Source organism: Pseudomonas sp. SORGH_AS_0211 (genome assembly GCF_031453455.1).
In the GTDB taxonomy this organism is placed as follows: Bacteria; Pseudomonadota; Gammaproteobacteria; order Pseudomonadales; family Pseudomonadaceae; genus Chryseomonas; species Chryseomonas aestiva.
In genome coordinates, this window is sequence record NZ_JAVIZV010000001.1 from 67,096 (window position 1) to 83,596 (window position 16,501).

Sequence of the window (16,501 nt, forward strand, 5' to 3'; positions counted from 1 at the left end):
ATGGCCACCATCGGCGCCCTGTTGCGCGAAAGCCAGCTGCCGGATTCGCCCAGCGCCCGCCTCGATGTGGAACTGCTGCTGGCCGCCGCCCTGGACAAGCCGCGCAGCTACCTGCGCACCTGGCCGGAAAAACTGGTGCCGCGCGAGGCCCTGGCACGCTTCCAGGCCAACCTCGAACGACGCCGGCAGGGTGAACCGGTGGCCTATATTCTCGGCCAGCAGGGCTTCTGGTCGCTCGACCTGGAGGTGAGTCCGGATACCCTGATCCCCCGTCCCGATACCGAGGTACTGGTGGAAACCGCCCTGGCACTGCCCCTGGCCGACGAGGTGCGGGTACTGGACCTGGGCACCGGCACGGGCGCCATCGCCCTGGCCCTGGCCCATGAACGGCCGCGCTGGCGGGTCAGCGGCGTGGATCGTATCGCGGCGGCGGTGGAGCTGGCACGACGCAATGCCCAGCGCCTGTGCCTGGGCAATGCGCTTTTTCAGCAGAGTCACTGGTTCGCCGCCCTCGCCGGGCAGCGCTTCGACCTGATCGTCAGCAATCCCCCCTATATCGCCGGCAGCGATCGCCATCTGGACGAGGGCGACGTGCGTTTCGAGCCGCGCAGCGCCCTGGTGGCCGGCGTCGATGGCCTGGACGATATCCGCGAACTGGTCGCGGCGGCGCCCGCGCACCTGCAGCCGGGTGGCTGGCTGTGGCTGGAGCACGGCTTCGACCAGGCCGCCGCGGTGCGCGATCTGCTGGTTCGCCAGGGGTTCGTCGAGGTCGAGAGTCGCCAGGACCTGGGTGGTCACGAACGCATCAGCGGAGGGCGTCGGCCATGCTGAGCGACAGTGAGCTGCTGCGCTACAGCCGGCAGATCCTGCTGGCCCAGGTGGATATCGCCGGACAATTGCGGCTGAAAGACGCCAGGGTACTCATCGTCGGCCTCGGCGGTCTGGGTTCGCCGGTGGCGCTCTATCTGGCCGCCGCCGGCGTCGGCGAAATGCACCTGGCCGACTTCGACCAGGTCGACCTGAGCAATCTGCAGCGCCAGGTGCTGCACGACGAAAGCCGCATCGGCCAGGGCAAGGTGGATTCCGCCCTGCAACGCCTGGCGGCGCTCAACCCCGAGGTGCGCCTGGTGCCGCTGCGCGAAGCGCTGGATGCCGACAGCCTGGCGACGCGCATCGCCATGGTGGATCTGGTGCTGGACTGCTCGGACAACTTCACCACCCGGGCGGCGGTGAATGCCGCCTGCGTGGCCACGGGGCGGCCGCTGGTGAGCGGTGCGGCCATTCGCCTGGAGGGCCAGCTCAGCGTCTTCGATCCGCGACGCGCCGACAGCCCCTGCTACCACTGCCTCTATGGCGAGGGCAGCGAGGCGGAACTCAGTTGCAGCGAAGCCGGGGTGCTGGGGCCGGTGGTCGGCCTGGTGGGCAGTCTGCAGGCGCTGGAGGCGCTCAAGCTCCTGGCCGGCTTCGGCGAGCCCCTGGTCGGTCGACTGCTGCTGGTGGATGCGGCGGGCAGTCGCTTCCGCGAATTGCGGGTCAAGCGCGATCCGGGTTGCCCGGTGTGCGGCGCCCGCCATGGCTGACGAGGCGCCGGTCGGGGTCTTCGACTCGGGCGTCGGCGGCCTGTCGGTGCTGGCGGAGATCCGCCAGCTGCTGCCGGCGGAAACCCTGCATTACGTCGCCGATTGCGGCCATATCCCCTATGGCGAAAAGACCCCTGCCTTCATCCGCGAGCGCTGCCAGCTGATCGCGGCGCGGCTGTACGCCCAGGGCGCCAAGGCCCTGGTGGTGGCCTGCAACACCGCCACCGTGGCGGCGGTGGCCGATCTGCGCGAACGCTATCCCCGCTGGCCCATCGTCGGCATGGAACCCGCGGTCAAGCCCGCCGCGGCGGCGACCCGCAATGGCCGGGTCGGGGTGCTGGCGACCACCGGTACCCTGCAGAGCGCCAAGTTCGCCGCCTTGCTGGACCGCTTCGCCCTGGGCGTCCAGGTGCTGACCCAGCCCTGTCCGGGACTGGTGGAACAGGTCGAGCGTGGCGATCTGCACGGCCCCGAGACCCGGCGCCTGCTGCAGGGCTTTCTCACCCCCTTGCTGGCGGCTCAGTGCGACACCCTGATCCTGGGCTGCACCCACTATCCCTTCCTGCGTCCCTTGCTGGCCGAACTGGTGCCGCCGCAGGTCATCCTGGTGGACACCGGCGCCGCCGTGGCGCGGCGCCTGCAGAGTCTGCTGGCGGTGGACGAGCGTCTGGCGGAAGGGCCGGCCGGGCCTACGCGATTCTGGACCTCGGGCGATCCCGCCGAGCTTCGCGCCGTGTTGCCGCAACTCTGGCCGGCAGGGGCCGAGGTAAAGGCGTTCGTCTGACTTTCCCGTCAGGGTTTCGCTCGCCAAATGCCGGTCCAGCGACTAGCATCCGACCTTGTAGGTAAAGATATCCAGGGCTGCGAACACCTTCACGTCTTGATGGTCAATGCTCGCAGTTCGTAAAAACTAGAAACATCCATAAGGGCACTCTCATGAACAAATTGCTTTCCCTCGCAGTAGCCGCCGCGCTTTCACTGGGTGGCATCGCATCGGCACAGGCTGTGGAAATCACCGGGGCAGTCGGTGCCACCAGCCAGAGCGGCATGACCTACCGTATCGGTGCCGGCTGGAATTGGGACAGGAGCTGGTGGCAGAGCTCCACCGGTCGCCTGACCGGCTACTGGGATGCGGGCTATACCTACTGGGAAGGTGACAACGGCCGGTCTTCCGACCAGCATTCGCTGTCCTTCGCCCCGGTGTTCGTCTACGAATTCGGCCAGGGCCAGGTGAAGCCCTTCGTCGAAGCCGGTATCGGCGTCGCCGTCTTCTCCAGCACCAAGGTTGGCGAGCAGGACCTGGGCTCGGCCTTCAACTTCGAAGACCGCATCGGCCTGGGCCTGAAGATCGGCGACACCCAGCGCGTCGGCATCCGTGCGACCCACTACTCCAACGCCGGCATCAAGCAGCCCAACGATGGCATCGAGTCCTATGCGCTGTTCTACAGCCACACCCTCTGATCCAGGGCTTGGATGAAAAAAGCCGGACCTAGTCCGGCTTTTTCGTGTCCGTCCTGCGCGCCATGCCGCGGTAGGCGGCCAGGGCGCGCTGGCGACTCTCGCCCAGGTCCACCAGGGGCGTCAGGTAGCGGTCTCCCGGGGTATGCACGGCCTTGCCCCTGAGGTCGGCCAGTTCCGGCACCCAGGTACGCACATAGTCGCCTCGCGCATCGATCTTCAACGCCTGGGTGTGAGGGTTGAATACCCGGAAATAGGGCACCGAATCGGTACCGGTGGAGGCGCTCCACTGCCAGCCGCCGTTGTTGGAGGCCAGGTCGCCATCGATGAGATGCCGCATGAACCAGCGCTCACCCTCGCGCCAGTCGATCAGCAGGTTCTTGCACAGGAACATGGCCGTGAGCATGCGCATGCGATTGTGCATCCAGCCGGTCTGCAGGAGCTGGCGCATGGCGGCATCGATGATGGGAATCCCGGTGCGCCCCTGTTGCCAGGCTGCGAGGCCTTCGGGGTCGTCGCGCCAGGGCAGGGCGGTCAGGTCTCGATTGAATGGCTGGTGCCGGGAAACCCGGGGGTAGCCCACCAGTACGTGACGATAGAATTCGCGCCAGAGCAACTCGGTGATCCAGGTGGCCGCCCCCTGCTTGCCGCCGCTGAGCAGACCCTCGTTGGCCCGCACGGCTGCCTGCAGGCACTGGCGGGGCGTCAGCACCCCGGCATTGAGATAGGCCGACAACTGGCTGGTACCGGGTTCGCAGGGAATGTCCCGCGCCCGCTGATAGTCTTCCAGATCATCCCGGATGAAGGCTTCCAGGCGCTGCAGTGCTTCCTCTTCCCCTGCCGGCCATAGCCCCTGCAGGTCGGCGGCGGTGGCCGCGAAACCCTCGACCGCGGTGGGCAGCTCGTCCGAAGGGATCGGGTGCTTCCGCTGCCTGCCCGGGGCGGGCAGGGGTGTCGGCAGGCCGGTTTCCAGGCGTGCCAGGCAGGTCTTCCTGAACTGGCCGAAAACCTTGAAGTAGCCGCCGCTCTTGGTCAGTACTGTACCCGGCGCGAACAGCGTCTGGTCCAGATAGCGATGGGTCGCCAGGCCCGCGTCTGCGAAGGCCCTGACCACGGCGTCGTCGCGGACGGCTTCGTTGACCCCGTATTCGTCATTGAAATGCAGGCGCTCCACGCCCAGCTCCCGGGCGAGGTCGAGCAGCACCTGGGGCGCCTGCTCCCAGCGCTCGGCGCTGCGGACCAGCAAGGGGATGCCGAGGGACTTGAGCGTCTTGCCCAGTTCGGCAAGATTGCGCAGCCAGAAATCGACCTTGACCGCCGCCTCGTCGTGCGCCTGCCACTGGACGGGACTCAGCAGAAAGACGGCTGCCACCGGACCCTGTTCGGCGGCGGCGTGAAGAGCGGGATGATCGAGGGTGCGCAGGTCAGTTCGAAACCAGACGAGCTGACTCATGCATGGCGTTCCTGACGCAGCAGCCCGGCACTCTGCAGGCGATCGAAGGCTTCGCCCGGACTGCGCGCCGGCGCGGCATCGGCGGTGAGGGATTCGCCCAGCGCACCGAGCGTCAGGCAGGGACGCGCATGGCGATTGGCGAAGGTCTGCAGCTGACGACGCAGCTCGCTGTCGGGACGGCTGTCGCGACAGAGGACCAGTGCCCGGGGTTCGAGTTGTTCGACCAGGCGATCCAGATTGCCCGCGGGGACCGACCACTCCACCAGTTCTACCGGGCATTCCGCGGCGCTGATCAGCCAGGCGCAGAGCCACAGCGAGGTGTTCATCGGGGTTTCGTCGAGATTGAGCAGCACCAGGGGCGCGCCTCTGAGGCTGTGCTGGCTGTGATAGATCCGCGCACCCAGCTTGCTGCGCAGCCAGGACTGGAAGAACACCTGTTGCAGACGACCATCGTCGGTCGCCTGGCTCAGGCGTTCCAGCTCCCGCAGCAGCGGCCAGAGCAACTGGTCCAGCAGCACCCGGGGTGGATAGAGCGAGGCGGCGCGGTTATAGGCTTCGTCCAGCGCACGCGAGGCCAGTCGGCCGATGGCGTCGATCATCTCCTGGTGAATGGCCTGCCAGGGCGTATCGCTAGGGATCACCGCGGGCCGTTGCTCGTCGAGCAGCCCCTTGACCTGGCTGACCGCCACACCGCGGGCGATCCAGGCGAGGACCTGCTGCACGCGGACCACATGGGCTTCGCTATAGAGGCGATGGCCCTTGGGCGTGCGCTTGGGGACCAGCAAGCCATAGCGCCGCTCCCAGGCCCTCAGCGTCACGGCGTTCACACCGGTGCGCCGGGCGATTTCCCGGATGGGCAGCCAGCCCTCGTGGAGAGCGGACTGGTAGTCCTGATCTTCGCCGTTCGACGACGAAGGCAAGGGAGTGGCGCTAGATGGCATTTCGCAGACTCAGACGTTCGGGGTGCGGTTGGAGATAGGCCTGCTCGTTCACATAACGATCCGGATGCTGGCGGAAGTGGTGCTTGAGCAGCGTCAGGGGCACGACCAGGGGGACGATGCCCTCGTGGTACTGCTCGATCAGCAACTGCATTTCCTGCTTCTCGCTGTCGCTCAGGACCCGACGCAGATAACCGAATAAATGATAGAGCACATTGCAATGGGTACCACGGGTGGCGCACTTCTTCAGGGCAGCCATCAGGCCGCTGAAATACTCCTGCCCCAGCTCGTCCAGATTGCGCTGGCCGATGCTGCCGACCAGCTGACCGAGGGCCCGCGCACGATGGGCGTCGTGGGCCATGAGCTGATACTTGTAACGCGAATGATAGGACAGCAGCGCCCGCGCCGTCAGACCCTGTTGCAGCAGTTGCTGCCAATGGGCATGGGCGAAGACGCGGGTGACGAAGTTTTCCCGCAGCACCGCATCGTTCAGCCGACCGGCTTCTTCCACCGGCAGGTCCGGTCGTAGACGCATGATGGCGGCGGCGAACAGGCCGCGGCCATCGGTGTCGCTGCCCTGGCCGTTGGCGTGGTAGACCTTGACGCGCTCCATGCCGCAGGAGGGCGATTTCTGCATGAAGATGAAGCCGGACAGGTCGGTCAGCTCGCCCGCCATCTTTTCCCCGTAGCCGGTCAGAGCGGCGGTCACGTCCAGGCTGGGGTTGACGGTACCCACGGCGCGCGGCGCCTGGGAGTCACCCACCAGCCGAATGGGTTCGCGAGGCGTGCCGAGGCCGATGGCCATTTCCGGGCAGACCCGGACGAAGTCGAAATGCTCGGCGAAGGTCTGACTGCAGAGCCGGGATTCCTTGTGTCCACCGTTGTAGCGGACTTCGTCACCCAGCAGGCAGGCACTGATACCCAGGCGCGGGCGGGGCAGGCTGGAGGAGGCATTGGCAACCATGGAGATCCCCTGTCGTGTATTTTCTTGTACAAGGTTTTCCTATTTGTACAAGTTTGGTGCAACTTTCGACAGGGGGCTGCGGCAAAAGATTCGCCGCAGGTTACAGACGGCGTGCGCTTCGTCGATTAATCCAGACTGCCCAGGAGCTGCTGCGCGGCCTCATGACCACTCAACCAGGCACCTTCCACCCGACCGCTGGAGCACCAGTCGCCACAGACGAAGACGCCCATGTCGGGATCGGCCAGGGCGCCCCACTGGTGGGGTTGCGCGGGGCGGGCATAGAGCCAGCGATGGGCCAGGCTGAAGGTCGGCGCCGGCAACGGACAGCCGATCAGCTCGGCGAAGGCGCCATGCAGGCGTTCGATCACCTCGTCCTTCGAGGCGTCGAGGTGCGCCTTGCTCCAGGCGCTGGTGGCATGCAGGACCCAGGTGTCCAGGGTGGTGTCGCGCTCGGGCTTGCAGCGATTGCGCGCCAGCCAGTCCAGTTCGCTGCCCTGCACGAAGCAGCCTTCCACCGGGGTCTGCAGGGGCGTGGGAAAGGCCAGGGCCACCGACCAGGTCGGCTCCATGCTGACACCGGCCACGGTGGCCGCCAGCTTGGGCACGCTGGACAGCAGCGCCGTGGCCTGGGGCGCCGGCATGGCGATGATGACCTGGGCAAAGGGGCCGTGGGTCTCGCCGCCGGCATCCAGCAGGTGCCAGTGCTGGGCCCCGCGAAAGACCTCGGTGATGCGGCAGTCGAAGGTGACCGGCAGATCGGCCAGCAGGTGGCGGGTGATGGCGCTCATGCGCGGCACCCCGACCCAGCGCGGCTGCTCGTCCTGGGACGGACTCAGGCGACCGTCGCGATACTGGTAGAGCGCCGGATTCCATTCGGCCGCGCAACCGGCTCGACGCCACTCGTTGAGGGCGTCGATGAAGCGCCGGTCGCGGGCGGTGAAATACTGGGCGCCCAGGTCGAGGGCGCCAGCTTCGCTGCGCTTGCTGGCCATGCGGCCGCCGCTGCCGCGACTCTTGTCGAAGATCTGGACCTGCTGCCCGGCGCGAATCAGCGTCTGGGCCGCGGCAAGTCCGGCTATTCCTGCGCCAACGATGGCGATGGGGGCAGTCATGATGGACCTCGCTTGTCTGACGATTCGCCCTTGTCGAACGTTTGCGCGCGCAAGGGCTCTACGGCTACGACTGGCAACCGTTCTGGATCTTTCGACCCACGACCATACCAAACAATCCTCTTCCCTTCGTTCAGATGCATACGGGCGGCAGGGCAATACGAGAAGGAAGTGACGACATGCATATCCTGCTGACAGGTGGCACCGGATTGATCGGCCGCGCGCTGTGCCGCCAATGGGCGGCCGCCGGGCACCAACTCACCGTGCTCAGTCGCGACCCGGGGCGGGTGGCGCGCGAATGCGGACCCGGGGTGCGCGGCATCGACCAACTGGCGGCGCTGGGCGACGAACACCTGGATGCGGTGGTCAACCTGGCCGGCGCCCCCATCGCCGACAAGCCCTGGACCCGAGGTCGCAAGGCCGAACTCTGGCAGAGCCGCATCGGCACCACCGAGCGCCTGATCGAGTGGCTGCGTGGCCGTCCGCAAAAACCCGCGGTCCTGCTGTCCGGCTCGGCCATCGGCTTCTATGGCGACAGCGGCGAAAAGCCGGTGAGCGAGGCGGACAGCCTGGCCGGTCCCGACTTCGCCGGCGAGTTGTGCCTGGCGTGGGAGCAGGTCGCCAACGAAGCCGGGAAGCTGGGCATCCGCGTGGTCAACCTGCGCACCGGCCTGGTGCTGGCCGCCGACGACGGCTTCCTGCTGCGCCTGCTGCCACCCTTCCGCTTCGGTCTCGGCGCGCGCCTGGGCAACGGACGCCAGTGGATGCCCTGGATTCATTTACAGGATCAAATCGGGGCCATCGATTTTCTTCTCAACCGAAGCGATGCCCAGGGTCCCTATAATCTCTGTGCCCCCCAGCCGGTCCGCAACCGGGAGTTCACCGAGGCGCTGGGACGGGCCTTGCGGCGCCCGGCGCGATTGCTGATTCCCGCCTTCGCCCTGCGCCTGATGGGAGAGCTGTCCATCCTCCTGCTGGGTGGCCAGCGCGCCCGACCCGAGCGCCTGCTCGCGGCCGGGTATGTCTTTCGCTATCCCGAGCTGGATGCGGCCCTGGCCGACCTGCTCGCTGCCAAGGATTCACGATGACTACCAACGCTCTGCTGCTCGCCAACCTGGGTTCGCCCGATTCGCCCCACGTCCCCGACGTGAAGCGCTATCTGAACCAGTTCCTGATGGACCCCTATGTGGTCGATCTGCCCTGGCCGCTGCGCCGGCTGCTGGTATCCCTGGTGCTGATCAAGCGACCCGCCGCCTCGGCCGAGGCCTATGAGTCGATCTGGTGGGAGGACGGCTCGCCGCTGATCGTGCTCAGCCGCCGGCTGCAGGAGGCCGTACGGCCCCTCTGGCGGCACGGTCCGGTGGAGTTGTGCATGAGATACGGCGAGCCCTCGGTGGAAACGGTGCTCAAGCGCCTGGCCAGCCAGGGCATCCGCGAGGTGACCTATGCGCCGCTCTATCCGCAATTCGCCGACAGCACCACCACCACCGCGATCGTCGAGGCGCGACGGGTGATCGAGGCGCACCAGCTGCCGCTGACGCTGAAGATCCTGCCGCCGTTCTATGACCGTCCGGAATACCAGGCGGCGCTGGCGGCCAGCGTCGAACCCTATCTGCGGGAGCCCTACGACCACCTGCTGCTGTCCTTCCACGGGCTTCCCGAGCGGCACATCCGCAAGCTGGTCAAGGATCGCACGCACAACCTGCGCGCGCCCGACAGCAGCAAGGTCACCGCCAAGGCCCTGGCCGTCTGCTACCGCAGCCAGTGCCAGCGCACCGCCGAGCTGGTGGCCCGGCGCCTGGGCATTCCCGATGGCAAGTGGTCGGTGTCCTTCCAGTCGCGGCTGGGCAAGGACAAGTGGATCGAGCCCTATACCGAGGCGCGGCTGGACGCGCTGGCCAAGGCGGGGGTCAAGCGCCTGCTGGTGATGTGCCCGGCGTTCGTCGCCGACTGCATCGAGACGCTGGAAGAGATCGGTGATCGCGGGCGCGAGCAGTTCATCGAGGCCGGTGGCCGGGAGCTGGTGCTGATTCCCTGCGTCAACGACGACCCGGCCTGGGCCCGGGCGCTGGTGGAGCTCTGCGAGGAGGTGGCGGAGCTGCCGCCGCAGCCGATCGAACAACCCAGGATGCCGGCGTAACGGCATCCTGGGCTGGCCGTCAGAGCAGCGGACGCTCTGGCGGTTCGGCATCCTTTTTCCAGGCGTTGTGCCCGGGCAGGACCAGGTTGAGGCCGATGGCGATCAGGCCGCAGAGGGAGATGCCCTTGAGGCCGATCTCGCCGTTGCCGAAGACGATGCCGCCGATGCCGAACACCAGGGTCACTGAGACGATCACCAGGTTGCGCGCCTCGGACAGATCCACCTGGTGGCGGATCAGGATGTTCAGCCCCACCACCGCGATGGAGCCGAACAGCAGGCAGAGGATGCCGCCCATGACCGGCACCGGGATGGTCTGCAGCGCCGCGCCGAACTTGCCGACGAAGGCCAGCACCATGGCGAAGCCGGCGGCCCACAGCATGACCCGCGGATTATGGTTCTTGGTCAGCATCACCGCGCCGGTCACCTCGGCATAGGTGGTGTTGGGCGGACCGCCGAACAGCCCGGCGGCGGAGGTGGCCAGACCGTCACCCAGCAGGGTGCGGTGCAGCCCCGGCTGCTTGAGGTAGTTATTGCCGGTCACGCCGCCCACCGCGATCACCCCGCCGACGTGCTCGATGGCCGGCGCCAGGGCCACCGGCACCATGAACAGGATGGCGCCCCAGTGGAATTCCGGCGCGACGAAGGCCGGGATCGCCAGCCAGGGCGCCGCGGCTATGCCCTCGGTATGGACGATGCCGAAGACGAAGGCCAGCGCGTAGCCGACAAAGACCCCGGCGAGGATGGGCACCAGGCGGAACATGCCCTTGCCGTAGATGGCCACCAGCAGGGTGGTGACCAGCGCCGGCATGGAGATCATCATCGCCGTGGCATAGGGCACCAGCTGGGCGCTGCCGTCCCCGGCCTTGCCCATGGCCATGTTGGCCGCCACCGGTGACAGCCCCAGGCCGATGGAGATGATCACCGGGGCGATCACCACCGGCGGCAGCAGGCGGTCGATGAAGCCCACGCCGCGCACCTTCACCGCCAGGCCCAGGAAGGTGTAGACGAAGCCGGCCGCCACCACCCCGCCGAGCACCGCCGGCAGACCGAATTCAGCCTTGGCGGCGATGATCGGCGCGATGAAGGCGAAGCTCGATGCCAGGAACACCGGTACCTGGCGGCCGGTGACCAGATGGAACAGCAGGGTGCCGAAGCCTGCGGTGAAAAGGGCCACATTCGGGTCCATGCCGGTGATCAGCGGCATCAGCACCAGGGCGCCAAAGGCCACGAAGAGCATCTGGGCGCCGACCAGGATCTCCCGCCAGAGCGGTTCCCGCGCGGTCACGCTCAGGCGTCCTTCTGCTTGGTGCCGAAGATCTTGTCACCGGCATCGCCCAGGCCCGGCAGGATGTAGCCGTGCTCGTTGAGGCGCTCGTCGATGGAGGCGGTATAGAGGCGCACGTCCGGATGGGCCTCCTCGACCGCGGCGATGCCTTCGGGCGCCGCCACCAGCACCAGGGCGCGGATTTCCTTGGCCCCGGCCTTCTTCAACAGGTCGATGGTGGCGATCATGGAGCCGCCGGTGGCCAGCATGGGATCGATGATCATGGCCATCCGCTGGTCCAGTTCGCCCACCAGCTTTTCCAGGTAGGTATGGGCCTGCAGGGTGGATTCGTTGCGGGCGAGGCCCACCACGCTGACCCGGGCGCTAGGGATCAGGCTGAGCACGCCGTCGAGCATGCCGATACCGGCGCGCAGGATGGGCACCACGGTGACCTTCTTGCCGGAGATCTTCTCCACCTTGACGGTGCCGCACCAGCCTTCGATGTCCACCTCTTCCACCGGCAGGTCCTTGGTCGCCTCGTAGGTCAGCAGGGCGCCGACTTCCTGGGCCAGTTCGCGAAAGTTCTTGGTGCTGATGTCGGCGCGCCGCATCAGGCCGAGCTTGTGACGGATGAGCGGATGGCGGATTTCGTGGACGGGCATGGAATTCTCCAGAGACGGTAGGGCAGCGGATCGAGGACGTTTTCGGTACGACCGGCGCCCCGAAGGCCTGCCGCGGGGAGGGCAGGCGCACAAAAAAATCGCGGTACATTAAAGCATCCGACTCGAGGTGGGCAGTACCCTGCGACAATAGTAGCCGCCTGGCGGCGCTTGAGATCGGTTCGCGGTGTCTGTACCTTTGCCGCCTTTTATCCGCGCCCGCCATCAGGCAGGCGCCCCGTCCCCCGGAGTAGCCCCATGTCCGCCGATCTCGCCCACATCCGCCAGGTCATGCAGGAGGCCGATTGCCTGTATGACGAAGCCCAGGTCGAAGCGGCCATCGACCGGATCGCCGCGTCCATCACCGCCGATCTCGCCGAGCGCAATCCGGTGATCTTCTGCGTGATGAACGGCGGCCTGATCCTGACCGGCAAGCTGGCCACCCGGCTAAATTTCCCCCTGGAAATGTCCTACCTGCACGCCACCCGCTATCGCAACGAGACCACCGGCGGCGAGCTGTTCTGGAAGGCCAAGCCCGAGGTGTCCTTCATCGATCGCGATGTGCTGATCGTCGACGACATCTTCGACGAGGGCCATACCCTCAAGGCCATCATCGGCTTCTGCCGCCATGCCGGCGCCCGCGAAGTCCATACCGCGGTGCTGATCGACAAGACCCACGACCGCAAGGTCAAGGGCCTGGAAGCCACCTATGTCGGGCTGCCCTGCGTCGATCGATACATCTTCGGCTACGGCATGGACTACAAGGGCTACTGGCGCAATGCGCCCGGCATCTATGCCGTGAAGGGGCTGTGACCGCGCGGCTGTTCGATCAGGGACTGTTCGCCGACCTGCTCCGGCAGGCGGCGGCGAGCCCGCGACGACGCGCCCATCACAACCTGCATTGCATGGACGAACCCTGCCATCGCCTGGTGGTGGGGATGTGCGAAGACAGCTACATACCGCCCCATCGCCACCTGGATCCGCGCAAGGCCGAGAGTCTGCTGGTGCTGCAGGGCCGGCTCGGGCTGCTGACTTTCGGCGAAGACGGGCAGGTGCTGCTGCGCCGCGAACTGTCCCAGCGCGCCGGTTGCCCGGGTGTCGATCTCGCTCCCGGGCACTTCCATGCGCTAGTTGCCCTGGATGGCGACTGCCTGTTCTTCGAATGCAAGGCCGGGCCCTTCGTGCCCCTGGGCGAGGGTGAACGACCGGCCTGGGCACCGCTGGAAGGCGCACCCGATGCCGAGCGCTATCGCAGCTGGATGCGCGCCCAGTTCGATTGAACTTTCGATCCGGGTCGCGGTATTGCCGCGGTTTTGTCACTGGCGGGCAGGCGAGGGGCGGGGTTAGAATCGGCCCTCTTTTCTCCAAAGAATCCCCCAGCACAGGTAGCCAAAGGATGCGCAAGGATAAAAAGCAGGTCATCGGTGAAGAGATCAGAGACGAGCAGATCAAGCTGTTTCTCGCGGTCGAGCCGGCGGACGATACCCCCGCGTCTCTGCACAAGCTGGTCAAGGCCTATCGCGGCCTGCGCCCGGATGACTTCGAGCGCTTCGTCGGCTTCTTCGTCGAGGCCGGCTACGACCTGGATGCCCGTAACGACCAGGGCGAAGACTTCATCGAGCTGATCCGCAGCCATCGCCAGGCCGAGCCCTATATCGACGCCCTGCGCGCCGCCCACGCCTGATTCGGTTGATAAGTGCCTGAGCCCGGCCATGCTGCGTTAAAAACCGGCTGGCCCGCCAGCGCGGTCGTAATGCTCGTTTACCCTTTGTAAGCTCGAGCGCGGGCCCGGTCCGCTTCCTCGCCGATTCGACTCGCTTGCGCTCACCCTGCGGGCCAGCCTCTGGCTGTTACTCCCGTTGGTCGTTGCGCCTTGCCTGACCTTCGCTCGGTGACTTCTCGAGCAGGCAGCAAAAAGAAACCCCGCCATGGCGGGGTTTCTTTTTGCCTGGTGAACGGGCCGCCTGAGCGGCCCGTCGGCCATCAGGCGTCGCGGTTGCGGGTCAGCAGCGCAGGCTTCTCGCTGCGCGGCCGGCTTGGCATCTCTTCCAGCTGCTCCAGGGTCGGCAGGCGATCGGCACGCGACGGCTTGTGCACGATCTTCGGCTGCGGCTTGTTCGACGCCCGCTCTTCCGTGGCATAGGCGCGTGGCTCGCTGGGCGCGGCTTCATAGGGCCGGGCGGCACGGGGCTGGCCGTTCTGGCCACGACGCTTGCCGGGCTGCTGCTGTTGCTGGCTGCGCGGACCGCGGGCAGCGCCCTGGCCCTGGCCTTGACCCTGACGGGGCTGACCCTGGCCGCCGGTCGTGGCGGCGCGCGGCGCGCTGCCGCCGTTGCCACTGCGCGGACCCTTGCGGCCCTTGCCCTGGTAGGGGCTCACGTAGTCGACGCTGTTGCCGAAGTTGTCGTAGGCGTCATCCAGAAATTCCTCCGGATCACGATTGCGCGGCTGCTGGGCAACGGCCTGGCCGGGTTGCACGGCGGCCTTGTCCTGGCTGGCGTCATCGCGATCGCGGCGGTCGCGACGATTGCGGGAACGACCCTTGCGCTCGCCCTGGGGCTGGGCGCCGGATTGCTCGCCACCGGCGGCCTTGCCCGGGTTCTGGGCCTGAGCCTGACCCTGATTCTGGCCTCTGCCTTCGCTGCGCGCCGGCTTGTCGGCCTTCTTCTGGCGATTCTGCTGCGGCTTGCCGCGCGGTTCGCGGGGTGCCCGGACTTCCGGCTGCTCGGGCGGCACGGATTGCGGGTCGAAGCCCTGCATGTCGCCGTCCTGGATGCTCTGCTTGGTCAGGCGCTCGATGGCCTTGAGCAGCTTCTCTTCGTCCGGGGAGACCAGCGAAATGGCTTCGCCGCTACGACCGGCCCGACCGGTACGGCCGATACGGTGGACATAGTCTTCCTCGACATTGGGCAGCTCGAAGTTGACCACGTGGGGCAACTGGTCGATGTCCAGGCCACGGGCGGCGATGTCGGTGGCGACGAGGACACGAACCTCGTTGCTCTTGAAGTCGGCCAGGGCCTTGGTGCGCGCGTTCTGGCTCTTGTTGCCATGGATCGGCGCCGAGGGCAGGCCGTGCTTGTTCAGGTACTCGGCCAGGCGGTTGGCGCCGTGCTTGGTCCGGGTGAACACCAGCACCTGTTCCCAGGCACCCAGGGTGATCAGGTGGGCGAGCAGGGCGCGCTTCTGGTTGGCGGGGATGCGGAACAACCGCTGTTCGATGCGCTCGACGGTGGTGTTCGGCGGGGTGACCTCGATCCGCTCGGGATCCTGCAGCAGCTTGCCGGCAAGGTCGGTGATGTCCTTGGAGAAGGTGGCCGAGAACAGCAGATTCTGGCGGCGGGCCGGCAGACGGGCCAGGACCTTCTTCACGTCGTGGATGAAGCCCATGTCCAGCATGCGGTCGGCTTCGTCCAGCACCAGGACCTCGACGGCGGACAGATCGACGCTCTGCTGACCGGCGAGGTCCAGCAGACGACCCGGGCAGGCGACGAGCACGTCGACACCCTTGGCCAGGGCGGTGACCTGCGGCTTGAGGCCGACGCCACCGAAGACGCAGGCGCTGCGCATGGGCAGGTCGCGGGCGTACACCTTGAAGCTGTCGTGGACCTGGGCGGCCAGTTCACGGGTCGGCGTCAGCACCAGCACGCGGGGCTGCTTGGCCACATAGTGGTGACCATCGGGATGACCGTTGGGAAACAGGCGCTCGAGCACCGGCAGCGCGAAGCCACCGGTCTTGCCGGTGCCGGTCTGGGCAGCCACCATCAGATCGCGACCCTGCAGGACGGCCGGAATGGCGCGTTGCTGAACAGGCGTGGGATTCGTGTAGCCAGCGTCTTCTACAGCGCGGGCAAGGGCCTCGGAGAGACCGAGGGAAATGAAGGACATGCGGGGTTCCTGTCTCTGTCGGCGTCCCGCCGACGTGGGGGCGCGGTTGCGCTGCCGGTTGACGTCCGAAAGGCTTGGGACGTCTCGCCCACCCTCGTCATCCTGCGCTGGATGACGAGTCGGACGATGACCGATAGCGGTAATCACGATTGGGTAAAGTCGCCGCCAGTTCGCCTGGCCGCCTTCAAAAACCGAGGTTTCGCCAGATGGCGATACACGGCTCCGCTTGGTTCAGGGTATAGAAGTGCACACCGGGTGCCCCACCTTCGAGCAGTCGCTCGCAGAGGTCGGTCATGACTTCTTCGCCAAAGGCCTGGATGCTCTGGGTGTCGTCACCGTAGGCTTCCAGTTGCTTCCGCAGCCAGCGTGGCAGTTCAGCGCCACAGGCATCGGAGAAGCGCGCCAACTTGCTGTAGTTGGTGATCGGCATGATGCCAGGGATCACTGGGGCTTCGACTCCCAGTTTGCGGACACGTTCCACAAAATGGAAGTAGCAATCGGCGTTGAAGAAGTACTGGGTGACCGCGCGGTCAGCACCGGCCTGCATCTTGTACACGAAATTGCGCACGTCATCCGTAAAGCTGCGCGCCTGCGGATGGGTTTCCGGATAGGCGGCGACTTCGATATGGAAGTGATCACCGGTTTCCTCGCGGATGAAGGCGACCAGATCGCTGGCGTGGCGCAATTCGCCACCGCCGGACAGGCCCATGCCGGACGGCAGGTCGCCGCGCAGGGCGACGATGCGGTTGATGCCGGCTTCCCGGTACTGCTGCAGCAACTCGCGCAGCTTGGCCTTGCTGTCACCGACGCAGGACAGGTGCGGTGCGGTCGGCACCCCGACCTCGTCGTTGAGCTGGCGCACGGTGCGATAGGTACCGTCGCGGGTCGAACCGCCGGCGCCATAGGTGCAGGAAAAGAACTCCGGCCCATGACTCGCCAGTTGCCGCGCCGTGGCGATCAGCTTCTCGTGGCCCGCTTCGGTCTTGCAGGGAAAGAATTCGAAACTCAGACTGGGTTTCACGTCGTCTCTCTCGTCGGCGGCCACCCGCTC

At 66.7% G+C, this 16,501-nt stretch carries 17 protein-coding genes; 9 read left to right on the plus strand and 8 right to left on the minus strand.

Annotated elements, in window-relative coordinates; genetic code table 11:
• The 4 genes from prmC (at window position 1) to QE393_RS00335 (ending at window position 3,041) form a co-directional block, all read left to right on the plus strand.
• Window positions 1-831, plus strand: a complete 831-nt coding sequence (gene prmC / locus QE393_RS00320) for a peptide chain release factor N(5)-glutamine methyltransferase (RefSeq protein WP_310041571.1) — start codon at window positions 1-3, stop codon at window positions 829-831.
• Window positions 825-1,580: a molybdopterin-synthase adenylyltransferase MoeB gene (locus tag QE393_RS00325; RefSeq protein WP_310041573.1), complete on the plus strand. Its 756-nt coding sequence runs from the start codon at window positions 825-827 to the stop codon at window positions 1,578-1,580. Before prmC ends, QE393_RS00325 begins: the two co-directional genes overlap by 7 nt.
• Window positions 1,573-2,364, plus strand: coding sequence for a glutamate racemase (murI, locus tag QE393_RS00330; RefSeq protein ID WP_273810253.1), 792 nt, complete (start codon window positions 1,573-1,575; stop codon window positions 2,362-2,364). Before QE393_RS00325 ends, murI begins: the two co-directional genes overlap by 8 nt.
• A 152-nt stretch (window positions 2,365-2,516) precedes the next feature.
• The gene (locus QE393_RS00335; RefSeq protein ID WP_133861545.1) at window positions 2,517-3,041 is read left to right on the plus strand and encodes an acyloxyacyl hydrolase; all 525 of its coding nucleotides are present in this window, start codon (window positions 2,517-2,519) and stop codon (window positions 3,039-3,041) included.
• A gap of 28 nt (window positions 3,042-3,069) precedes the next feature.
• Here QE393_RS00335 and QE393_RS00340 read toward each other — a convergent pair whose 3' ends face one another.
• The 4 genes from QE393_RS00340 to QE393_RS00355 form a co-directional block, all read right to left on the minus strand.
• Window positions 3,070-4,491, minus strand: a complete 1,422-nt coding sequence (locus QE393_RS00340; RefSeq protein WP_310041576.1) for a deoxyribodipyrimidine photo-lyase — start codon at window positions 4,489-4,491, stop codon at window positions 3,070-3,072.
• Entirely contained in the window at window positions 4,488-5,411 is a 924-nt protein-coding gene (locus QE393_RS00345; RefSeq protein ID WP_273810248.1) for a MerR family transcriptional regulator, read from the minus strand. The genes QE393_RS00340 and QE393_RS00345 overlap by 4 nt, the downstream gene beginning before the upstream one ends.
• Window positions 5,412-5,421: 10 nt before the next feature.
• Window positions 5,422-6,393, minus strand: coding sequence for a DUF523 and DUF1722 domain-containing protein (locus QE393_RS00350; RefSeq protein ID WP_273810246.1), 972 nt, complete (start codon window positions 6,391-6,393; stop codon window positions 5,422-5,424).
• A 125-nt stretch (window positions 6,394-6,518) separates the two neighbouring features.
• Complete coding sequence (locus tag QE393_RS00355; RefSeq protein ID WP_273810244.1) at window positions 6,519-7,616, minus strand: NAD(P)/FAD-dependent oxidoreductase; 1,098 nt, start codon at window positions 7,614-7,616, stop codon at window positions 6,519-6,521.
• Window positions 7,617-7,681: 65 nt separating this feature from the next.
• Between QE393_RS00355 and QE393_RS00360 the strand changes: the two genes are divergently transcribed.
• Window positions 7,682-8,590: a TIGR01777 family oxidoreductase gene (locus QE393_RS00360; protein WP_273810243.1), complete on the plus strand. Its 909-nt coding sequence runs from the start codon at window positions 7,682-7,684 to the stop codon at window positions 8,588-8,590.
• Window positions 8,587-9,642 (plus strand): ferrochelatase, encoded by a 1,056-nt coding sequence (locus QE393_RS00365; RefSeq protein ID WP_273810241.1) that lies wholly within the window; start codon window positions 8,587-8,589, stop codon window positions 9,640-9,642. The genes QE393_RS00360 and QE393_RS00365 overlap by 4 nt, the downstream gene beginning before the upstream one ends.
• A 19-nt stretch (window positions 9,643-9,661) precedes the next feature.
• Here QE393_RS00365 and QE393_RS00370 read toward each other — a convergent pair whose 3' ends face one another.
• Window positions 9,662-10,927 (minus strand): uracil-xanthine permease family protein, encoded by a 1,266-nt coding sequence (locus QE393_RS00370; RefSeq protein WP_405046217.1) that lies wholly within the window; start codon window positions 10,925-10,927, stop codon window positions 9,662-9,664.
• Window positions 10,928-10,929: 2 nt separating this feature from the next.
• Window positions 10,930-11,568: a uracil phosphoribosyltransferase gene (gene upp, locus QE393_RS00375; protein WP_017641072.1), complete on the minus strand. Its 639-nt coding sequence runs from the start codon at window positions 11,566-11,568 to the stop codon at window positions 10,930-10,932.
• Window positions 11,569-11,823: 255 nt separating this feature from the next.
• Here upp and QE393_RS00380 point away from each other — a divergent pair, with 255 nt between their 5' ends.
• The 3 genes from QE393_RS00380 (at window position 11,824) to QE393_RS00390 (ending at window position 13,249) form a co-directional block, all read left to right on the plus strand.
• Window positions 11,824-12,378 (plus strand): hypoxanthine-guanine phosphoribosyltransferase, encoded by a 555-nt coding sequence (locus QE393_RS00380; RefSeq protein WP_273810240.1) that lies wholly within the window; start codon window positions 11,824-11,826, stop codon window positions 12,376-12,378.
• Window positions 12,375-12,845 (plus strand): WbuC family cupin fold metalloprotein, encoded by a 471-nt coding sequence (locus tag QE393_RS00385; RefSeq protein WP_273810239.1) that lies wholly within the window; start codon window positions 12,375-12,377, stop codon window positions 12,843-12,845. The genes QE393_RS00380 and QE393_RS00385 overlap by 4 nt, the downstream gene beginning before the upstream one ends.
• A gap of 116 nt (window positions 12,846-12,961) precedes the next feature.
• Window positions 12,962-13,249, plus strand: coding sequence for a PA4642 family protein (locus QE393_RS00390; RefSeq protein ID WP_273810237.1), 288 nt, complete (start codon window positions 12,962-12,964; stop codon window positions 13,247-13,249).
• Window positions 13,250-13,548: 299 nt separating this feature from the next.
• Here QE393_RS00390 and QE393_RS00395 read toward each other — a convergent pair whose 3' ends face one another.
• Together QE393_RS00395 and metF are read right to left on the minus strand one after the other, a co-directional pair.
• A complete protein-coding gene (locus QE393_RS00395) occupies window positions 13,549-15,450 on the minus strand; it encodes a DEAD/DEAH box helicase (protein ID WP_310041583.1) in 1,902 nt (633 codons plus the stop codon).
• 184 nt (window positions 15,451-15,634) lie between these two features.
• Window positions 15,635-16,471, minus strand: coding sequence for a methylenetetrahydrofolate reductase [NAD(P)H] (gene metF / locus QE393_RS00400; protein ID WP_133861534.1), 837 nt, complete (start codon window positions 16,469-16,471; stop codon window positions 15,635-15,637).
• Window positions 16,472-16,501: the final 30 nt, after the last annotated feature.